General features: G+C 42.9%; 19 protein-coding genes. 14 read left to right on the forward strand and 5 right to left on the reverse strand.

The annotated features are described in order from the left end of the window. Positions 1–86: 86 nt before the first annotated feature. The 3 genes from A9236_RS01985 to A9236_RS01995 are packed head-to-tail and all read left to right on the forward strand — an operon-like array spanning position 87 to position 4002. Positions 87–2012, forward strand: a complete 1926-nt coding sequence (locus A9236_RS01985) for an AAA family ATPase (protein ID WP_011903532.1) — start codon at positions 87–89, stop codon at positions 2010–2012. Positions 2013–2025: 13 nt separating this feature from the next. Then, positions 2026–2544, forward strand: a complete 519-nt coding sequence (locus A9236_RS01990) for a hypothetical protein (RefSeq protein ID WP_071467719.1) — start codon at positions 2026–2028, stop codon at positions 2542–2544. Between the two features lie 54 nt (positions 2545–2598). After that, positions 2599–4002, forward strand: a complete 1404-nt coding sequence (locus tag A9236_RS01995) for a phage integrase family protein (RefSeq protein ID WP_011903530.1) — start codon at positions 2599–2601, stop codon at positions 4000–4002. An 87-nt stretch (positions 4003–4089) separates the two neighbouring features. Here the strand turns inward: A9236_RS01995 and A9236_RS02000 are convergent, their stop codons facing one another. The 4 genes from A9236_RS02000 to A9236_RS02010 are packed head-to-tail and all read right to left on the reverse strand — an operon-like array spanning position 4090 to position 5615. Beyond that, positions 4090–4554, reverse strand: coding sequence for a hypothetical protein (locus A9236_RS02000; RefSeq protein ID WP_011903529.1), 465 nt, complete (start codon positions 4552–4554; stop codon positions 4090–4092). A gap of 46 nt (positions 4555–4600) precedes the next feature. Beyond that, positions 4601–4963, reverse strand: coding sequence for a DUF6876 family protein (locus A9236_RS02005; protein ID WP_011903528.1), 363 nt, complete (start codon positions 4961–4963; stop codon positions 4601–4603). Between the two features lie 2 nt (positions 4964–4965). Continuing rightward, the gene (locus A9236_RS11040; RefSeq protein ID WP_161485406.1) at positions 4966–5112 is read right to left on the reverse strand and encodes a hypothetical protein; all 147 of its coding nucleotides are present in this window, start codon (positions 5110–5112) and stop codon (positions 4966–4968) included. 59 nt (positions 5113–5171) lie between these two features. Next, positions 5172–5615, reverse strand: coding sequence for a DUF6641 family protein (locus A9236_RS02010; protein WP_011903527.1), 444 nt, complete (start codon positions 5613–5615; stop codon positions 5172–5174). Between the two features lie 378 nt (positions 5616–5993). Here A9236_RS02010 and A9236_RS02015 point away from each other — a divergent pair, with 378 nt between their 5' ends. After that, positions 5994–6515: a hypothetical protein gene (locus A9236_RS02015; protein WP_011903526.1), complete on the forward strand. Its 522-nt coding sequence runs from the start codon at positions 5994–5996 to the stop codon at positions 6513–6515. A gap of 271 nt (positions 6516–6786) precedes the next feature. Continuing rightward, entirely contained in the window at positions 6787–7359 is a 573-nt protein-coding gene (locus tag A9236_RS02020; RefSeq protein ID WP_011903525.1) for a site-specific integrase, read from the forward strand. Between the two features lie 17 nt (positions 7360–7376). Here the strand turns inward: A9236_RS02020 and A9236_RS02025 are convergent, their stop codons facing one another. Then, a complete protein-coding gene (locus A9236_RS02025; protein WP_011903524.1) occupies positions 7377–8294 on the reverse strand; it encodes a hypothetical protein in 918 nt (305 codons plus the stop codon). Positions 8295–8658: 364 nt separating this feature from the next. Between A9236_RS02025 and A9236_RS02030 the strand changes: the two genes are divergently transcribed. From A9236_RS02030 to A9236_RS02070, 9 genes are all read left to right on the forward strand, one after another. Continuing rightward, the gene (locus A9236_RS02030) at positions 8659–9033 is read left to right on the forward strand and encodes a hypothetical protein (RefSeq protein WP_011903523.1); all 375 of its coding nucleotides are present in this window, start codon (positions 8659–8661) and stop codon (positions 9031–9033) included. 24 nt (positions 9034–9057) lie between these two features. After that, complete coding sequence (locus A9236_RS02035; RefSeq protein ID WP_011903522.1) at positions 9058–10077, forward strand: hypothetical protein; 1020 nt, start codon at positions 9058–9060, stop codon at positions 10075–10077. Between the two features lie 63 nt (positions 10078–10140). Beyond that, entirely contained in the window at positions 10141–10866 is a 726-nt protein-coding gene (locus A9236_RS02040; protein WP_011903521.1) for an AAA family ATPase, read from the forward strand. Between the two features lie 21 nt (positions 10867–10887). Continuing rightward, positions 10888–11214: a hypothetical protein gene (locus tag A9236_RS02045; RefSeq protein ID WP_011903520.1), complete on the forward strand. Its 327-nt coding sequence runs from the start codon at positions 10888–10890 to the stop codon at positions 11212–11214. Positions 11215–11299: 85 nt separating this feature from the next. Next, positions 11300–11704, forward strand: a complete 405-nt coding sequence (locus A9236_RS02050; protein ID WP_071467720.1) for a hypothetical protein — start codon at positions 11300–11302, stop codon at positions 11702–11704. A 277-nt stretch (positions 11705–11981) separates the two neighbouring features. Beyond that, the gene (locus A9236_RS02055; RefSeq protein WP_011903518.1) at positions 11982–12389 is read left to right on the forward strand and encodes a hypothetical protein; all 408 of its coding nucleotides are present in this window, start codon (positions 11982–11984) and stop codon (positions 12387–12389) included. A 63-nt stretch (positions 12390–12452) separates the two neighbouring features. Beyond that, complete coding sequence (locus tag A9236_RS02060; protein WP_011903517.1) at positions 12453–13559, forward strand: efflux RND transporter periplasmic adaptor subunit; 1107 nt, start codon at positions 12453–12455, stop codon at positions 13557–13559. Beyond that, entirely contained in the window at positions 13559–16687 is a 3129-nt protein-coding gene (locus A9236_RS02065; RefSeq protein WP_011903516.1) for an efflux RND transporter permease subunit, read from the forward strand. Before A9236_RS02060 ends, A9236_RS02065 begins: the two co-directional genes overlap by 1 nt. Continuing rightward, the gene (locus A9236_RS02070) at positions 16684–17913 is read left to right on the forward strand and encodes a TolC family protein (RefSeq protein WP_011903515.1); all 1230 of its coding nucleotides are present in this window, start codon (positions 16684–16686) and stop codon (positions 17911–17913) included. Before A9236_RS02065 ends, A9236_RS02070 begins: the two co-directional genes overlap by 4 nt. The last annotated feature ends 39 nt before the right edge of the window (positions 17914–17952 follow it).

The following is a 17952-nucleotide window of genomic DNA, read 5'->3' on the forward strand; positions in this document are numbered from 1 at the left end:
ATTTGAAGTTGGTACGGATTTGATGTCGAGCATATTTTTTATGGAAATTAGAATAAACTTAAGTCACAAAGAGTGGAAATATAAAAATGAAACTTACTAATATTGACATAAAAAACTATAGAAGTATTGATACATTGTCTCTCTCAGTGAGGGACGGCGTGACAAGTGTATTTGTTGGCATGAATGAGTCTGGAAAATCAAATATATTGAAGGCCATCAATTTGCTGGCAAGCAATTCGAAAATATCTAGAAAAGATTGTCGAATGAGCGCAGATCCAGACCAAATAATAGATGAATCATTCGTCAAATTTATATTTCAAATGAATGAAGATGAAATTAATGAAGCATATAAAAAATTAAAATTAAATGTTATTGAGCCGACTTCGGGGAAGTTGATAGTTTCGCTGGGAGATAAGCAAGAATTGTCTTTGCAAGACTTTTTTAATGCAAAAGGTAGACTGCAATATAAGGCAAATATCATTTCCGAGGAGAAGACTCTGCAGTATTTTCAGCTCCCTAAAACAGCAAAAATAATAGGGGAGTGGGGGTATATAGAAAAAAGTGAAATTAATGGGGAGTCCAAGCTCAAAAAAATAGACGATGGCGTTGAAGTTCAGGCAAGTACCGTTGACCTTGTTGAATTAAATTCGATAGAAAATAGATCCGATGCCTGGATTAAGCCTTTAACTCCAGAGAAGTTAAACATAATTGTTGGTGGGGCAATCATTGCTTTGGCTAAAGATTTGTTGCCAGAATCATTGTTGTGGAACTTCGACCCAACTAACATATTGCCAAGTGAAATCGATATTGATGCATTTTCTAAAAACCCTGACAGTTGTGCGCCATTAAAGAGTATTTTCATGTTGGCAGGAATTTCTGATTTAGAGAAAGATCTTCTTGGAGAAAAAATTCTTGGTCAACATCAATTTAAAGCTGTGTTAAAAAAAGTATCATCGGCGGCCACTCAATATCTTAAGAATATATGGCGTGATTACAAAGATGTGAGATTGGAAATTACTCCGAATGGATCTTTAATGACTATATCGGTTGTTGATGATGTAACCGACTTCAGTTTTCAGGATAGGAGCGATGGATTTAAGCGATTTGTTTCACTATTGCTTTTGATTTCTGCAAAAGTAAAAAATGGTGAAATGAAAGACATGGTTCTCCTATTTGATGAGCCAGAAATTAGCCTTCATCCAAGTGGTATTAAAAATCTAAGAGATGAGCTTCTTAGGATGGCTCAAACAAATGCTGTTTTTATAGCGACGCATTCTCCTTATATGATTAATAAAAAAGATTACGATGCAAATTTTGTTGTGAAGAAAGCATCGGAAATTACAAAGGTGTATCAAGGGAGTGAGGAGTCTAGGCTTTATGAGGATGAAGTTTTATATAGCGCACTAGGAGCTTCTATTTTTGAAGTAATTTCCGAAAAAAATATTCTATTTGAGGGTTGGCAGGATAAAAGAATATTTGATCTATACATAAGCGGCCAAAGTAAAGCCATTCGAGACAAATTTAGTCGTGTTGGATCTTGTTTTTCACAGGGCGTTAAGTTGATAAAGAATTTGACTCCTATGTTCCAGGTTGCAAATAGAGAGCTCCTGATCCTTAGTGACTCAGATAAGACTGCCCTGCAATACAGAGATGAACATAATAAGTTTCATGGGCATGGCGAGTGGATAACTTATGCCGATATTTTTGGTAATCCTGAATATCAGATCCCTGAAACTATTGAAGATTTTTATTCTGATGAATATTTTCTTCAAAAAATTTCTGAAAATGCCGTTGAGCTTGGCATAAAGGTGAATCTAGCGGATATAACCTTTCCTGAGGTCGGTAAATTAAATTTTCTTAAGAGCATATTGCACAAACAGGGCATTGAAAGGGATCTCATCAACCCTTTCATTGATTCATATAAATTAAAACTCGTTAATGATTGTGAGTTGAAAAATATTTCTGAAAAGTACAAAAACGTCGTAGATTTTATTAAGTCAAAAATTTCTTGAAATAGACAAGCGAATGAATCAGGACGAAATCAAAGATTTTATTGATAGACAGTCGGCCATTGCCCAAGAAAATTCTCGCATTCGTAAGCTTGTTAAAGGGTATAAGAAATCTACTCCAAAAGTAAATCCTATTTGGGATCATTCTCATGAGTCAATAAGTTATAACGATTTATCCAAGGAAGTTTTGAGTGCTGGACTAGTGATTTTGAGTGCGAACTTTAGTGATGTCTGGAGTGCTTTACATAGACCCGAGGTTTACGAAGCTACTACTTTATGGAAGTCTGGGGCGCAAGGACATAACCCCGCAAATATTGCAAAAGTAATTGAATGCTGGGTGCAAGAAATCAAGTTGTCACCTATTTTTTTGTGCCCCCATGAAAATGGCCTTGCCCTTGTATGCGACGGCAAGCATAGGTTGACGGTGGCTAGGTATATGGGGGCGGAGATCATATCGCTTATGGTTTGTGCCGACAACCTGGCATGGTTTCAGAAATTAATCCCTAATGCCCATTTAGTTTTAAATATCAATTGATTTGCTTCTACAAAATCCGTTGACGTAAACGTTATAAAAATTTAAAGTGTTGTGATGCCTGAAAAGCTCGACAGCACTTACGAAATCTACCCGCGCGAACTGATTCTATACAAGCGCCCATCAAGTACTGTTTGGCAGTGTCGTTATAAGGTAGATGGCAAGTGGCTAATCGCCTCTACTAAATTGCGTGATCAAGCCAAAGCGATTGAAAAAGCAAAAGATCTCAAGCGCATCGCTGAGCTTAAAAAAGAAGCCAATCTTCCTGTTGTCACCAAGAAATTTAGAGATATCGCTCGCTTAACTAAGCAGCGCATGGATGACAAAGCTAAAAAGGGTGAGGCTCCCGTTTCCTACAATGTATACAAACGCATCATTGATGATTTCTTAATCCCTTGCTTGGGCAACAAGAACATCGACAAGATTGATTACGCAGCACTCAAGCAATATGAGCTTGATCGTGCTGAGCTAATGGGTAAAGAGCCTGCCTACAGCACAGTACGAAAACATAACGTTACCCTGAACTACATCTTTGAAGAGGCCATTATTCGTGGCTTTATGACCAGAGCCATGAAGCCCGAGCTAGAGACCACAGGGCGCAAGGGTGAAAACTACGCAACCTTTAGCATTAAAGAGGTTAATGCCATTTTGGCCAACTTCCCAGCGTGGATTTTGCGAGGTAGATCTGAAGCCAAGCGTGAGCAGCGTGAACTCCTTTATGACTATGTCCGCATCTTGATTGATACAGGGGCTAGGCCAGGTAAAGAGCTGCTGAATTTGCAATGGAAAAACATCAAGTACAAGACCAAGATTGTGGATATGCAGCCCCAAGAGACCAATGCAGAAGGTTTCTTGGCTGAAGATGAATCATCCCAAAAGCCCATTGAAGAATATGACGAAGAGGGCAATCTCATTGAGCAAATTGAGTGGCAGCCTACGGTGACCTTATCGGTATATGGCAAGACCAAGGATCGGGACGCCAATGGCTTTGATGAAACCTTCAAGGTGCTAAAAGAGATCGTGGCTCGTAATTACCCAGATGGTAAAACCACCTTGAAGAAGCTGACTGAGAGCAATGATCCCGGTTATGTCTTTAGAACCCGCAGTGGTGGCAAGCTGGGTACATCGCACCATATGTTTGATCGCTTTTTGGATGAACATAATTTGCTGCGTGATCCCAATAGCGGTAAGAAGAGGGTCTTCTATAGCTTCCGTAGTGCCCATACCACCACAGTACTTAATATGGATGGGGTGCCGCTACGAGACATTGCTTTGCAGTTGGGTAATTCACCTGGGATTATTGCCAAGCACTATGACAGGGCTACGGGTGAGGCGATTGCTGAAAATGTACGGGCACCTAAAGCACGAGGGGCGCTGTTTAATAAGATTGAAGTGCCCGAGGTATATCAATCTAAAAAACTTAAGCAGCAGCAAGAAGCTCTCAAGAAGAAGAAATCTTGAGCATCTAATTTCGCATAGTCTCTGTCGTGCCGGTAGCGCACTTTTTTGCGTTATATAGATCCCCAGGACCACCGCTCTGCCGGCTCTCTAGCCTCGTTCTTTGTCCATACTCTTCTGCACTATCGGATCGGTTTTGGCATGGATCATGGCTACTTGACCGCTTGGTAATTCGCGCATACTGGGTGGTAATTTGGCGCTTTGGGGAGGGGACTTGGGTTGGCCGCGTGCAGCTACAACTTTAGTGCCTGCGGGTAGTAGAGTGGGTGCTTTTACAGGTTGATACGCTGGGGTGCCACTTGCGGCAGGCAGGGGTAGTGGCTTGGGTTTTGGTAATGGCTTGGGTGCTGCAACTTGGGTGGGCTGTTTTGCTTTACGAGCTAGGGTACGTGCCTTTTTAGCTACCTCGGGTTTTAGCTTTGTAGCCAGGGGCTTAGGGGCATACTGCGCTGCACGTTGTTTTTGATAAGTGTTTAACGCCTCCAAGGTGCTGGCGTACATAATTTGTTGCAAACGAATCCACTCATCATCACTCAAAAATTCATTCAATCTCATTTGGACTCTCCATTTCTTATATTTAGTTAGGAGAGCTAAATGAGTTTTAGTATTCGCTAGGCAATAGCAGAAACCAGAAGTCACCACTCCAGCAGGCATAGAGGGTAATGGCAGGTAAAGGGAAGTCAGTAAATGGAATGTGCTGGCGATCAAGTACTTTCCCATTGCCGTTATCTAACGCTAGCTCAGCACTACCTCTTGTCACGTTGAGCTTGGCAGATATAAATTCCTCACGTCCTGTAAATTGGGGTAGATAACTAGCTATTGCATCCATTAGCCAATATGCCCCAGCTTCATCAGCTAGATATTTGCAGCCATCTGTAATGACTGTGCTGGGGCTAATGCGGTAATAGTGCTCAGTACCGGTAAATTGGCCAAGCATTGCAGCGTCAAATTCAGAATTTGACATGCTTAGTTAACCTGCACGGGCAAGTGAACCAAATTATCTGCACCATACTGGCCTTTAAGTAAAAAGATTGCATCTGAAACGCTGTTTGCACAGATTCTGGTTTGGACTACAAATCCATTGGCACGGACGTAAGCTGAATAAGTGTTCATGTGATTCTCCTAAAGTTAAAAATGGGCTAGCTGCACGATTGCAAACTAGCCCTGGATCATCATTTCTTAAACGAATTGCGAGTCATCTCGCTTACTTCATTAATTGCTTCATCTAAATCACCGTTTAGTACGGCAGTCTGTAGATTCTTCAGTGTGGCTATGAGTTCATCGCCTGAAGCTAGTTCAATGGCATTAGCCCCTTTTTTATTCAGGGGTAATACTTTGCTGCCGTACTTAAGGGTTAGGTTAATCTTGCCCTCGGGGCTGATGTAGAACCACTGACGTACACGCTTTACTGTGTCCACCGTCATGCGTTCGCCCGTTTGCTTGTTTGTGTAAGTGCGGGTGACTTTGGGTTGATATTGTTCGCCAGATTTTTGGGCTTCACAAAGTGCCAATTGCTCAGCAATCTTGTTAGCCATCTTGTTTCTGCGCAGTACGATTGGGCTAGCTGATACCGGGCGCTTACCTGTTATTAATTTAAGACTTGTTAGGACGGACATTAAAAACTCCTTGTTGTTAGTAGAGTCTTAACGATAGTGTCGGCCTACAAAAGGGTCGACCTGATCTGGCATAGAAAAACAACAGATCAATGAAGCAATAGCTAGATCAATAAGCAATGGGATCGAAATCTTGTGAAACCCAGCGAAAACCAAAGAATAAATTTCATATCTTATCTAGAAGGCATAAATAAAAATGCGAGTTGCTTTGAGTTGCTATGGGTTACTAGGTAACAAGAAGAAACAAAGTTACAAGTAACTAGTTACCAGTTACTGCTTAAGGCATGAAGCGACTAGTAACCCAGACAAGTGACTTCTTTTCTGGGTTTGTGACTAGAGGCAACAAAGCAACCCGCAACTAGACCATATCAGGAGAAAGAGATGGAGACAAAACAAGTAACAAAACAAGAAACAAAAATAGCAGTGCGTTTATATAACAACACAAAGTTCGGAAAAACTTTTGGCAAGGGCATGTATTACAACGCAGTATTTAATGGAACTTTAGACCTTCCACAGCAACACTTAAAGTATTTAATCGATCTAGTGCCATTTACCCAATGGCAACATACAGCTACTACCGATATCGATATGGAGGCACTGGGCATGGTCATTTCCCATTACCAAAAAATCAATATAGATGTCCAGTTCGCCAATCACAGCGAACACATCCTATGCAGCTGGATCAAGCGATTTGATAGTGCGATGTCAAAGCCCAAGGTCATGGGGTTTGTTACGGTGGATTTACGCACCTGCCAATTAACTGTGGCCCTTGTGGATGACAGACATGGATTGGCGTTAAGTGAGAAGTTCCCCATGCGTCCATGCCGGGAAAAAACTGGCAACAGCCCAGATTACTTTTCATCAAACTACGATGCAGACCTTAAACAAAGGATCGCTGCTTAGAGCCGTTTATATTTGGATTTAGTAGTAAGGCAGCCGATTGCATAGATAAAACGCAATTCGGCTGTTTTCTTCATTTGGGCGTAACTGGCTTTGAGATGTATAAATGTAAGCAAATAAGCAAAACCTTATATTTTTCAGCTGATCGTCTCTAAACCATTGTGATCATTGAAGAAATCTCACTAAATACAAGCAGACCTTTTTAGGTCGACTTCACGCACATAAGAAATTACATTGAATGTGTGACTTTTATTTGATTTAGGGAGATTACAAGATGAAACAAGCGAAAACACTAACAGCGCAAGAATTACGCAGAGTTTTAGATCACATAGCGACACGCAAGCATTGCGCTAGAAATAGGGCGATGCTACTGATTACGCATTACGCAGGATTGCGTGTTGCGGAAATGGCTTCGCTGCGCTTTGCAGACGTTGTTGATGCAGAAGGTGCTATTAAAAACGAGATCATGCTGCGTCCAGAGCAAGCGAAAGGCGGTGACGCCCGTACAGTCTTCATTAGTGAGAAGCTTAAAAAGGAGCTGTCTGCCTATATCAAGATCTATACCCCCAATGATCCCCAAGAAAAACTGTTTTATTCCCAGAAGAAAAGCAGTGATGGCTTCAACGCCAATACAGCTACCCAGTTCTTTCACTATCTATATCAGCGAGCAGCTATTCCAGGGGCTAGTAGTCATTCGGGTAGAAGGAGCTTCATTACCAACTTAGCGGCCAAGGGTGTTGGGGTGAGGGTAATCATGGGATTGAGTGGACACAGACAGCTATCTAGTGTGCAGCACTATATAGACTGCAACGACGATCAAAAGCGTAAAGCAGTAGAGCTGATCTAAGCTATTGAGCTAATCGTCTAAAACGAATTGAACTTGGTCTTGTACTTGGTTACGTTCATTGTTTTGGGGCTCTTGGATCCCACGGGTCTTCCAGCGTCACGCTCATAACTACCTAGCATCGCCTCTGGGAACATCTTTTTACTGGGAAATCTTCCGCGGGCAGCATTTTCGGCTACTAAAGATGCTATTTTTACCAGTTGCCGTGCTTTAACGCTTAGCACTCTCTTGTATTCGCTGTCTTTCTCCCCTGGCTTAGATGTCTTTTCATCAACCCTATGAGCAGGAGATAAATCCAATTGATTGGCGATCTTCCAAAGGGGGGTTCCCGCCTTGTACATTGTTAAGGCTTCAAGACCATTAACTAGGGTATCTTCCTGTAGCTTGCTTTTCTCTAGCTTGTAATGTGCCTTATAGGCTTCGGGAAGTGGTACGCCAAACTGAATGGGCGGCTTCCAATGTTGCATATAGAACTGAATTAAATTTTTAATACCTTTTTGAGCTTCTGTCATAGTTAGATTTAAAGGCACTTCAATGAGGAAGGTTGGAACCAATCGGCCGCCTTTGTGTAATGTTCTTACTTCACCAGCCTCCATATAGATCCCCGACACTGCTGGAATTGGCATATCAAAACCATATAAGGATTTTCCTGCTCGTTCCCACCAGTCTGTTTGATCCCCTCCATCGTCGTCCGCTTCGATACTCAAGATATCAAACCAGTCGGCAACCTTATATACGGCCGCCTCGTCTTTGGGTAAATCACCCTTTTTAACCTTCATGCCCCTGTATTTGTCCCTAACGGCCAAATAACTGCTGCTGTGTCTTATATAGGGCACAACAAGGTGGTATCTCCAGTCGGCCTCCACTTCCACTTCATCCGCATTGAACTCAGCCGAAAGCTGCGTTAAGGGCTCTTTAATGCGACTGTTTTTTCTCATAAATGTTAAACGTTGATATTAATAATCAACTTTTAATTTTAACATTAAAAATATTTTGCTGTAATAGCTACATATCGCAGCACTGCTGCCGCTCTTTAACAAATCAGTCGCTTTAAACACGCAATTTCACGCAGTACAGCACTACTTGTATGTAGTTGCTGTGCAGCATTTATTAACGCAGTTGCTAACTAGCGCGGGGGTGCTACATGCAAAAGGCATTAACAACACAGAGCTGTTATTTGCTCGATTCAAAGCGAATGCAGGGATTGGCAGCACAGCGCACTGCTAATAGCGCAACAAACTTATTAACAAACAGTAAAGCAGCACTCAGTAATTTTTTTAAACACATATTGAAAGGTAGCAAATGAAAACAGCACGATTAAACACAAACGCAGCAACAAGCGGCAATACAGCGGCGGCACTGGCTTTAGCAAACATTGTTGCAAGCAAGCAGCAAAGTTTTGAAGCTGAAGCTGAAATATTGTTTTGCAGACAGATGCAAGAAGTTAAAGAGTATTACGACAGCATTAAACAGCGCAGCGATAAAGAAGAGTTGCTGCTGATGATGTTGGCGGAGTTAGATGGGGAGTTGGAGTTTGCGGTAGATGGTGATGGGGAAGTAACGGACGAATGCATTGTTGCACTGTTTTTAACACGCAAATGTACAAGCTTAACGGATGCGCTAGTTAATGCAGCACTAGCAACATTGCAAGACGACGCAGTAGCAGTAACACATTAATTAAAAAAACAAGGAGAAGTAAAAATGGAAGCAACTTTAGTAAACACACAAGCAGTAAACACAGCAGCACAGGCAATAGACATTGAAAAGTTTATGCAAGACACAGGGGCGGAGGTAACGGTTAGCGGTACTTCTGAAGAGCAAGCGCAGCAGGCTTTGCGTGAGCTAGAGAAGGCAAGCATTGGACAAAAGCAAGAATGGTACGACGTGCGAGCGCAATTTATGAGCGATGGCAGCGGTGCTGCTAAGTCTATTGACTTTGAAACGCTTATAGGGGCGGCTGCAATGGGTGATCTGATAACAGAGTTAGATGATCTTGCGGCAGAGTACGGGAAATATCAGCGAGAGCTAAATGTTGCAGAGGCCCGTAGCAATGCATTTTTAAATAGCATTGTGGGCAAGTGCTACGCAAAGTATGACTTGTTCTTGCAGCAGAGTGAGAAGGAGCAAAAGCGTATTTTAAATCGCTTGGATGCATACATGCTGGATCGCAACATTAATGTGACACCAAAAACGTATGTGCTCAGCAAGTTTTTAATGTGCGTATTTATTGGTGCAGATGCTAGAAAAATTAATAGCTACTACTCAGCTATTGCTTACGCAAAAAAGAAAGGCTGCGAACCTGCTGATTTTGCACAATACGTGCAAAATTTTGAAGGGGGCTTAACTGCAATGCGCTTGGCTAATGCAGAAAGCAAAAAATCAAATGGCGCAGGTTCTGCATTACTAACACGTGACGAAAAACTGGTGCAAGCGCAGCAATGGGCAAATGCACGTGAGCTGGCCGTGTTTGACAGTGCAGTCTTAGCGCAAAAAGTGGACGCTACAGCAGGGCAAATCGTGCTCATTGCTACACCTTTATCGGGCGGCAAGTACGCAGTACGTGCTGGGCTTAGCGATAAAGCGGTAGTAAACGCAGCGTTGTTAGCGTTTTACAAGGTTAGCAAAGATGCTATTGCTAACGAACAAGAAGAGCAGGCGCAGGCAAGCGATGTTGACCAAGTAGATCAGTTGGCAGCGCAAGCAGCGGCAATGGCTGAGTAATTTTTAACTAAACAGATTGCTGCGGGGTTAGTTGCCCTGCAGTAATCATTCACTGGAGGTTTTATGCAACCTGATTTTAGTAATTTTGATGAGCAGTTTCAGCCTAAAGTATTGGGCGATGTAGTTTTTAAAGATGCAAAAGCGAAGCAGATGATTGAGGGCTGCATTGCTAAAAATGGCGGCTTTCCTGGATCGGGAAAAAACGGCATTTTGTTATATGGGGATGTGGGGACTGGCAAAAGTGCTTTGGCAAAAATATTGCCCGATTTGATTGAGCAAGCGCATAGTGGACAAGAGGCACAGTTGCCGCAGTATTTTGACATTGCTGCTACGTCAAATCACGCACAAATGATGGTAAGTATTGCTAATCGCTGTAACTTCACACCCATCGATGCATTTCACTATTTTGTATTAGATGAGGTGGATAACTTAACTGGTGCTTATATGCCATCGCTTAAAACCGCGATGAATGGGGGCGGTCAACATGCAGTGTTTATTTTGACAACTAATAATTTGTCAAAAATTGACCGGGCGGTAATTGATCGCTGTCATGTGGTGGATTTCACGGCGGCACCTAGTAGTAATTGGCTTCCTGTTATGAGCAGGGTGCTGAGTTATTACGGGGTATTGGGTATTCCAGATCAAGTGCTAATTGATATAGCTAAAGCTTGCAAGGGGAGTGGTCGAGGCGTACTGAATGCCAGTAAACAAATTGTTAAGCATTACTACGCAAATATCCCTAATCCAGCAACGCTTATACCAACGCAGCCTATAGCAGTAACCATCTAATTCAAAAAAAGGAGAAATATCATGGCAACAAAATTTGTAACTTGGAATATCCAACTACGTCAGCAACATGCAAATAAAGAGGTTGTGCAAAAGCTACAAGAATTTCTTGCTGAAGCAGCTTGGGAGGCTGATTGTGAGGAAGTCGCGTTTATGAATGACAAAGACCACAAGACAGTTCGCATGGGGATTCCTGTTCATGATGATAGCGGGCTTGCTTTGTTAGAGGCGGCTGCATTGATGGGCAGGTGCGAATCTGAATATCAATATTCAAAACTAGACTATGGCTATTGCTTTTGGAAATCTATTAATGCGCTTGATGGCAGCGTGGTTGAGACGGCCCACTTTTAAATCGTTTCAAACGATTTGCGTCTGCAATTAAACATTGCAGACGTTTTTATATGACTAAAGGGAATAAAAATTGAAAAATACAGCAATGAGTGCCTTATACATGGGCAACTATGGTATCAAAACAGCGGTTTTAACAAGCCATGAAAAATTTGGCTTATATATCAGCGGTTATGAGGAGGATGGATTGAATCAGTGGCCTGAATTGCGCAAGCAATATGTATTTGAGCGGGTAAAGGCGCTGTTATTAAAGGAAGATGCGTACTTCAACCAGCATTTAGATCAGGCCGTGAGTGGCAATAAACGGTGGGATAAGTTTTGTGACGATTGCATTGAGTTAGCAACGCTAGATCAGTACTTTTTTGGCAAGCCCATTTTCTTGCTGCATCCAGATAGCTATATGAACGGTATAGCAAGTAACTCTCTGGATCCATTGTGGATGAGGGGACCTGATCTGATCGGTGGGATTCCAGTACTGCGACGAGATCACTAATTCGTTTTAAACGATTTGCCGGTAATTCTCAGGGATTGCCGGCATTTTTTTGTCAAAAATTAATGCTGTAAACATTCCAAATCAATTGGGATGGTGGTTAAGTGGCTGTTTTTAAGTGTACAAGCGACTCTCAAAGTAGGGTTTTTTATTAATTTGAAGGTCTCAAATCGGCCAATTAGGGACAGTTGCCTCCCAAACGAGAGGGATTCTCATTTTAGGTTGTGATTGCTCAAATAATGGTCAATTAGATGAAATATCTCAGGTGTAGAATCAATCTATGCAATTTTTGAGATCAAAACCTCTTCTTTTAGCTGCTTTGCTCCTGGCAATCATATTGCAGGTACTGACACCATTCCTACATGCACATACAGGACGATCAAGTCAGTTTGGCCTTCATCTGCATGTTGCAAGCACCGGATTTGAGTCTGCTAATGCCCCTGAGGTCGGCAAAGTCTATCTCACGAGCGCCACGGAAGAATCTCCTGAGGTAGGCGTACCTACTTCACTTCAAAATGAAAAATTTGACCTCATCGCCTTATGTTTTTATGCGTTAGCCTTCTTTATCCTTGTTTATTCGGCATCTAGTGGGCGACAGATTTATTTTTTTAGTGTAGATAGATTCGCCTATCAAAGGTACGCCCAAAGTTCACCACCCCTTTCTTTGGCTCCACCTCTAGCCCTCTAAATTTCTCTGGCGTGACTTGCTCACGTTTCTTGGATTTAGTTAGCAGTGTTTCTAGAGGTTTTTATGTTTCGTTCCCATATAGTTAGACTTTCCCTTTTCTCGCTGATTTTGAGCGGCAGTCTTCAAGCACAAGAATTTGCACCTAAGTCATTAAAACTGACTGCAAATCAACAGGCAGCAATGGGCGTGAATTTTGCCCAAGCAATTTCTGTTGATTCGGGCTCTGTATTAATTAGCGCTTCAGTCACAGTCCCGCCGGAAAAGCAGGCGATTCTATCCGCGCCTTATCCTGGACAGCTCAGTCAAATGGTTGTGGGTGTTGGTGATCCAGTAAAAGTAGGATCACCGTTGGCTTATTTCACTAGTCCCCAGATGGGCGATTCAAGGCAGAAATTATTAGAAGCCACATCTGATGCTCGTTTGGCTAAAGAAGCCTTGATTCGTGATAACGAATTGTTTAAAGAAGGAATTATTCCTCAATCTCGCCTCAATATTACTAAAGCAAAAGCTGAAAATGCCAATGCCATGTTAATGGCAAGACAGTCGGAGCTAAAGGCCGCGGGGATTAACTTTGATGATCCTAAAAATAAAGAGGCGTTTAAATCTTATGCCACAGGCGCATTGAAGTCGCCAATCCAGGGAACGGTGGTTGAGGCTCATAACCTGATCGGTCAGCGCGTTGATACTGGAACCTTGCTTTTTAGAATTGCTGACATCTCCACTTTGAATCTCGAGATCAATACATCTGGATTTAAAGCTCTCGGAATTCAGCCTGGAGATGAGATTGTGATTGCCTCCCGTAACGCCAAAGCCAAGGTAACCGGAGTATCACAGGCAGTTAGCGCCTCACAGTCAGCAAGAATAAGAGCTGTTGTTGAGGAACGCGGCACTCTGCAGATGGGTGAAGTGGTTACTGCAACTATTCAGGCAAGGCTGAAACCAAAAGTTCAGGATAAAACGTTATGGCAGGTACCCTCAAGAGCGCTTACGAGCTGGAAAGGGCAAAGCGCGATATTCATTCTTTCAGGCACTGGTGTAGTGCTTCAACCCGTATCAGTCATCTCAAGCGATGATGACTTAGCCTCAATTCAGGCGCCGCTATCTAGTGGCGCTAAGGTTGCGGTAACTGGCATTGCCTCTCTGAAAGCGCTTGCGCAGAAGGACGAGTAATGTTTACTAAATTAATTGATGCAAGTTTGCATTTTCGCAAGCTCGTATTGGCAATGGCTATTGCATTAGTGCTCTTTGGTATTCATGCGTGGATGACGTTGCCAATTGATGCCTTTCCTGATATCTCGCCAACCCAAGTCAAAATTATTCTGAAGATTCCGGGGATGACACCTGAAGAGGTTGAGCAGAGAGTAGTTCGCCCAATTGAAATTGAAATGCTTAGCATTCCCAAGAAGCGGATTGTAAGATCGGTATCTAAATATGGCATTGCCGATATCACGATTGATTTTGATGATGGCACTGATATTTATTGGGCACGTCAGCAAATCTCAGAACGTTTAAATGCATTTACAAAAGACCTCCCACCCGGCGCAACTGGTGGGCTGGCACCAATTACCACTCCTTTAAGTGAAATTTATATGTTCACTCTTGAGGGTGAGGGCTTTAGCTTAAGAGATAAACGCACCGTGTTGGACTGGACCATTCGACCTGAGCTTCGAACCATTCCTGGTGTGGCTGAAGTCAACGTCTTGGGTGGGGAGATTTTGACTTACGAAGTAATTCCTGACCCATCTCGATTGGCTGCTCGTGGAATTACGATGGCAGATCTTCGTAAGGCGGTAATGACGAACAATAGTAATGATGGGGCTGGGCGTATTGATCAAGGTGAGGAGACGCTAGTAGTTCGTGTTGAGGGGGCCGTTAAAAAGCTGGACGATGTAAAAAAGATCCAGATCCCAAAAACAAACGGTGGCTCAGTCATGCTTGACGAAGTTGCTACAGTTCACTTGGGGTCGGCCACTCGATATGGCGCCGTGACTAAAGATGGAAAAGGAGAGGCAGTAGAAGGTTTGGTCTTGGGTTTACGCGGCGCTAATGCCCGCCTTCTGGTTGATTCGGTTGAGCAAAAACTAGTTGAGATTGCTCCAAGATTGCCAAAAGGCATGACCGTAAATACTTTCTATAACCGCGGTGAATTAGTATCCCGCGCAGCAGGTACCGTTACAAAGGCTTTACTTGAAGCTACCGTGTTGGTTTGCATCACCTTATATCTATTTTTAGGTGGGTATCGTGCCGCTCTGGTGGTTGCGGCTGTACTTCCGCTCTCAATACTCTCTACGTTCATATTAATGAAGGCATTTGGCCTAACGGCTAACTTGATGAGCTTGGGTGGATTGGCAATTGCTATCGGTATGTTGGTAGATGCCGCAGTGGTGGTAGTTGAAAATGTGGAAACAGCCTTTGCTGATCCCAATACATCAAAAGCATTAAGCAAGACGGAAATCATTTCTATTGCTACTCATGAGGTTGTTAAGCCTATGGTAGCTGGTGTATTTATTATTGCTGTAGTTTTTCTTCCGTTGCTCAGTCTTGAAGGTTTGGAGGGCAAACTATTTTCACCGGTAGCGCTAACTATTGTGATGGCGCTCGCCTCATCCTTATTAATTGCATTTACTGTCATTCCCGCCTTAGCTTCGTTTGTTTTAGAGCGCAAGGCTGATGAAGAAACAAAGTTTATGCGCAAGATTTCAGAGAAATACGTTGAGTGGCGCAATCAGGTATGGGGCAATACCAAGTGGCTTTACAGGGCTTCTGGCATTGGGTTGGGTGTGATGGTAATTCTTTATATGATTGTGGGAAAAACCTTTATGCCTACTCTAGATGAAGGAGACATCTTGGTTCAGCTGCAAAAGCTCCCATCAATATCCTTAAATGAGTCACTCATCATTGATTCTCAGGTGGAGCAGTTATTTTTAAAAGAAGTTCCTGAGATTAAATCCATTGTTGCCAGAGCAGGTTCAGATGATTTAGGTCTAGATCCCATGGGCTTAAATGAAACGGATATGTTTTTAGTGCTCAAGCCTAAAAGTGAATGGTCTGGCAATAAGGATGATATTGCCAATAAGCTCAGGATTGCTTTAGATAACTTTCCTGGATTAGTTTATGGTTTTACTCAACCGATTGAAATGCGTGTCTCCGAGATGCTTACGGGAACCCGCGGTGATGTGGCAATCAAAATCTTTGGCAGTGATTTAGCTGAAATCAATAAGGCGGCACAAGCTATAGCTGGCTCAGTTCGGAATGTTAAGGGTGCAGCTGAGGTAATTGCACCTCGTGCTGAAGGAATGCAGTACTTAAGCCTAAAGATTAACCGTACCGTAGCGGGGCAAGCTGGATTCTCGATTGAGGACTTGCAGCAGCGATTACGCAATCAAATTGAAGGTGAGAACCTTGGGGTGGTATTAGATGGGGTCATTAGAACACCATTGGTACTACGTGGAAATGACTATATACGTACAAGCCCAGAAGCATTTGGCGACTTAATGATATCCGCACCTGATGGAAAATCATGGCCACTAGCATCACTAGCTGAAATTAAGCAAGTAGATGGGCCCATTCGGATTGACCATGAGCAATCAAGTCGCTTTGCTAGCATTCAAGTGTCTGTCGATGGCAGGGATCTAGCAGGATTTGTGAAGGATGCTCAGGCGGCAGTGATTGCGTTGAGCTTGCCTAAAACGATCAATGTGGTTTGGGGAGGGCAGTTTGAAAATCAACAAAGGGCTGCTGCAAGGCTAGCTATTGTGATCCCGATTGCATTGGGGTTAATCTTTGCAATACTGATGGTGACCTTTGGCTCGGCAATACAGGCTGGGATCATATTCCTCAATATCCCTTTTGCACTAGTTGGTGGAGTTGTTGCTTTAACCATCACCGGTCAATATCTTTCCGTGCCAGCGTCGGTCGGATTTATTGCATTACTTGGTATTGCCGTCCTAAATGGCGTGGTGATGGTCACTCACTTTAACGAGCGCCTGGTTAAGGGCGACTCTATGTCTGATGTCATTCACTTTGGTACTGGAAGGCGTTTACGCCCCGTACTGATGACGGCAGTTATTACCGCCCTTGGAATGATTCCACTTCTTTTTGCTACGGGGCCAGGTTCTGAAATTCAGCGTCCCTTAGCGATTGTGGTGATTGGTGGTTTGATCACGTCAACTTTATTAACCTTGCTACTTTTACCAAAGCTCTATCAGCGCTTTGGGGCATTAAAAAATTGGAGTGAGCTTAAAGAAGAAATCCACTTTGATCGTTTAATTGAATCTATTAAGAGGATCAAAAAATGAAAAAATTGATTCTATTTGCTACATTTATTGGAGTTTGTTCTTCAGCATTAGCTAATAATTTATTGCCAACTGATGAACAGGTAAAAAATGCTCTGTATTCCAACCCTAAGATTGGAGCTGCGGATGCGAGAAAGGACTCTTTAAATTACAGGGCTGATGCCATCGCCTCGGGTTCGCAAGAGTTTGTTGTCAGGGGCTCTAGACAAAATCGAAGAGTAACCAATATACCGGGAGCCACAAATTATCAAGAATACTGGGCGGGTATTGAGCGTCCAATCCGTTTTTGGGGTAAAGGCGGTGTTGATGAGAAGATTTCCGATGCCACCAAGTCATTTGCCGGAATTGAGTATGCCGATACTATGCATGAAACCAGCAAGGATCTATTAGCAACCTGGTTTACTTATCTTAAAGCGCTTCAGTCAAGAATTGTTGCCGAGAAAAATAGCCAGCTAGGCGATCAAATTGGCCGGATTGCTCAAGTGCGCTACAAGGTTGGGGATGTAGCTAGATTGGATGCTCAATTAGCAACAGCGGAGCAAGGTAGGCTAAAGGCCTTCTTAGAGCTTGCTAAAGCACAAGAAAGCGTAAGCGGTGAATCAGTCACGCAGAGATACCAAGGCATCGCATTAATTAAGAACTTTAAATGGGATGTAATTCCTAATCTTCAAACTAGGAAGGAATTACTACGTCAACAATTTCTTGAGCGAAGTCATGAATTAAAGCTAGCTAAATCAGATGCTGATCGATTTGATTTGCAAGCTAAACGCAGTGGCTTGGACAGGTTTCCGGATCCAACCGTTGGCCTATATACCGCCAATGAGTTTGGTGGCGCCGAGAGAATTAATGGTGTTAGTTTATCGTTCCCAATATCCGGTAGCGCTCGTTTTTCTAATGCTTCTGCGGCAGCATCTGAAGCAGAAATGAGTCGCCAAAGAGTTATAGAAACTGAGCAACGCATTAGCGTTGAGTTTGAACGCTTATGGTCGCAGATGATGAGTAGAAAAACGGCGGCTGAAACATTGCTAAATTCCGCAAAAAGCCAGAATGATGCTGCGCAGGCGGCTGAAAAAGCCTATGTGCTGGGCGAGGGCACTATCTCAGATTTGATTGCTGCAAGAAAAGCCGCCAATGAGAATCAGTTATCGGCTGACCTTATGCGGCTAGATGCACTGGAATCTTACTATCGTATGCGTTTGGATTTGCACGAGATTTGGGACTTTGATTGATATTCTTTTGGCAATACTTTTAGAGACTAGCCTAGAGTT

It is taken from the genome of Polynucleobacter sp. QLW-P1DATA-2, assembly GCF_001870365.1.
In the GTDB taxonomy this organism is placed as follows: Bacteria; Pseudomonadota; Gammaproteobacteria; order Burkholderiales; family Burkholderiaceae; genus Polynucleobacter.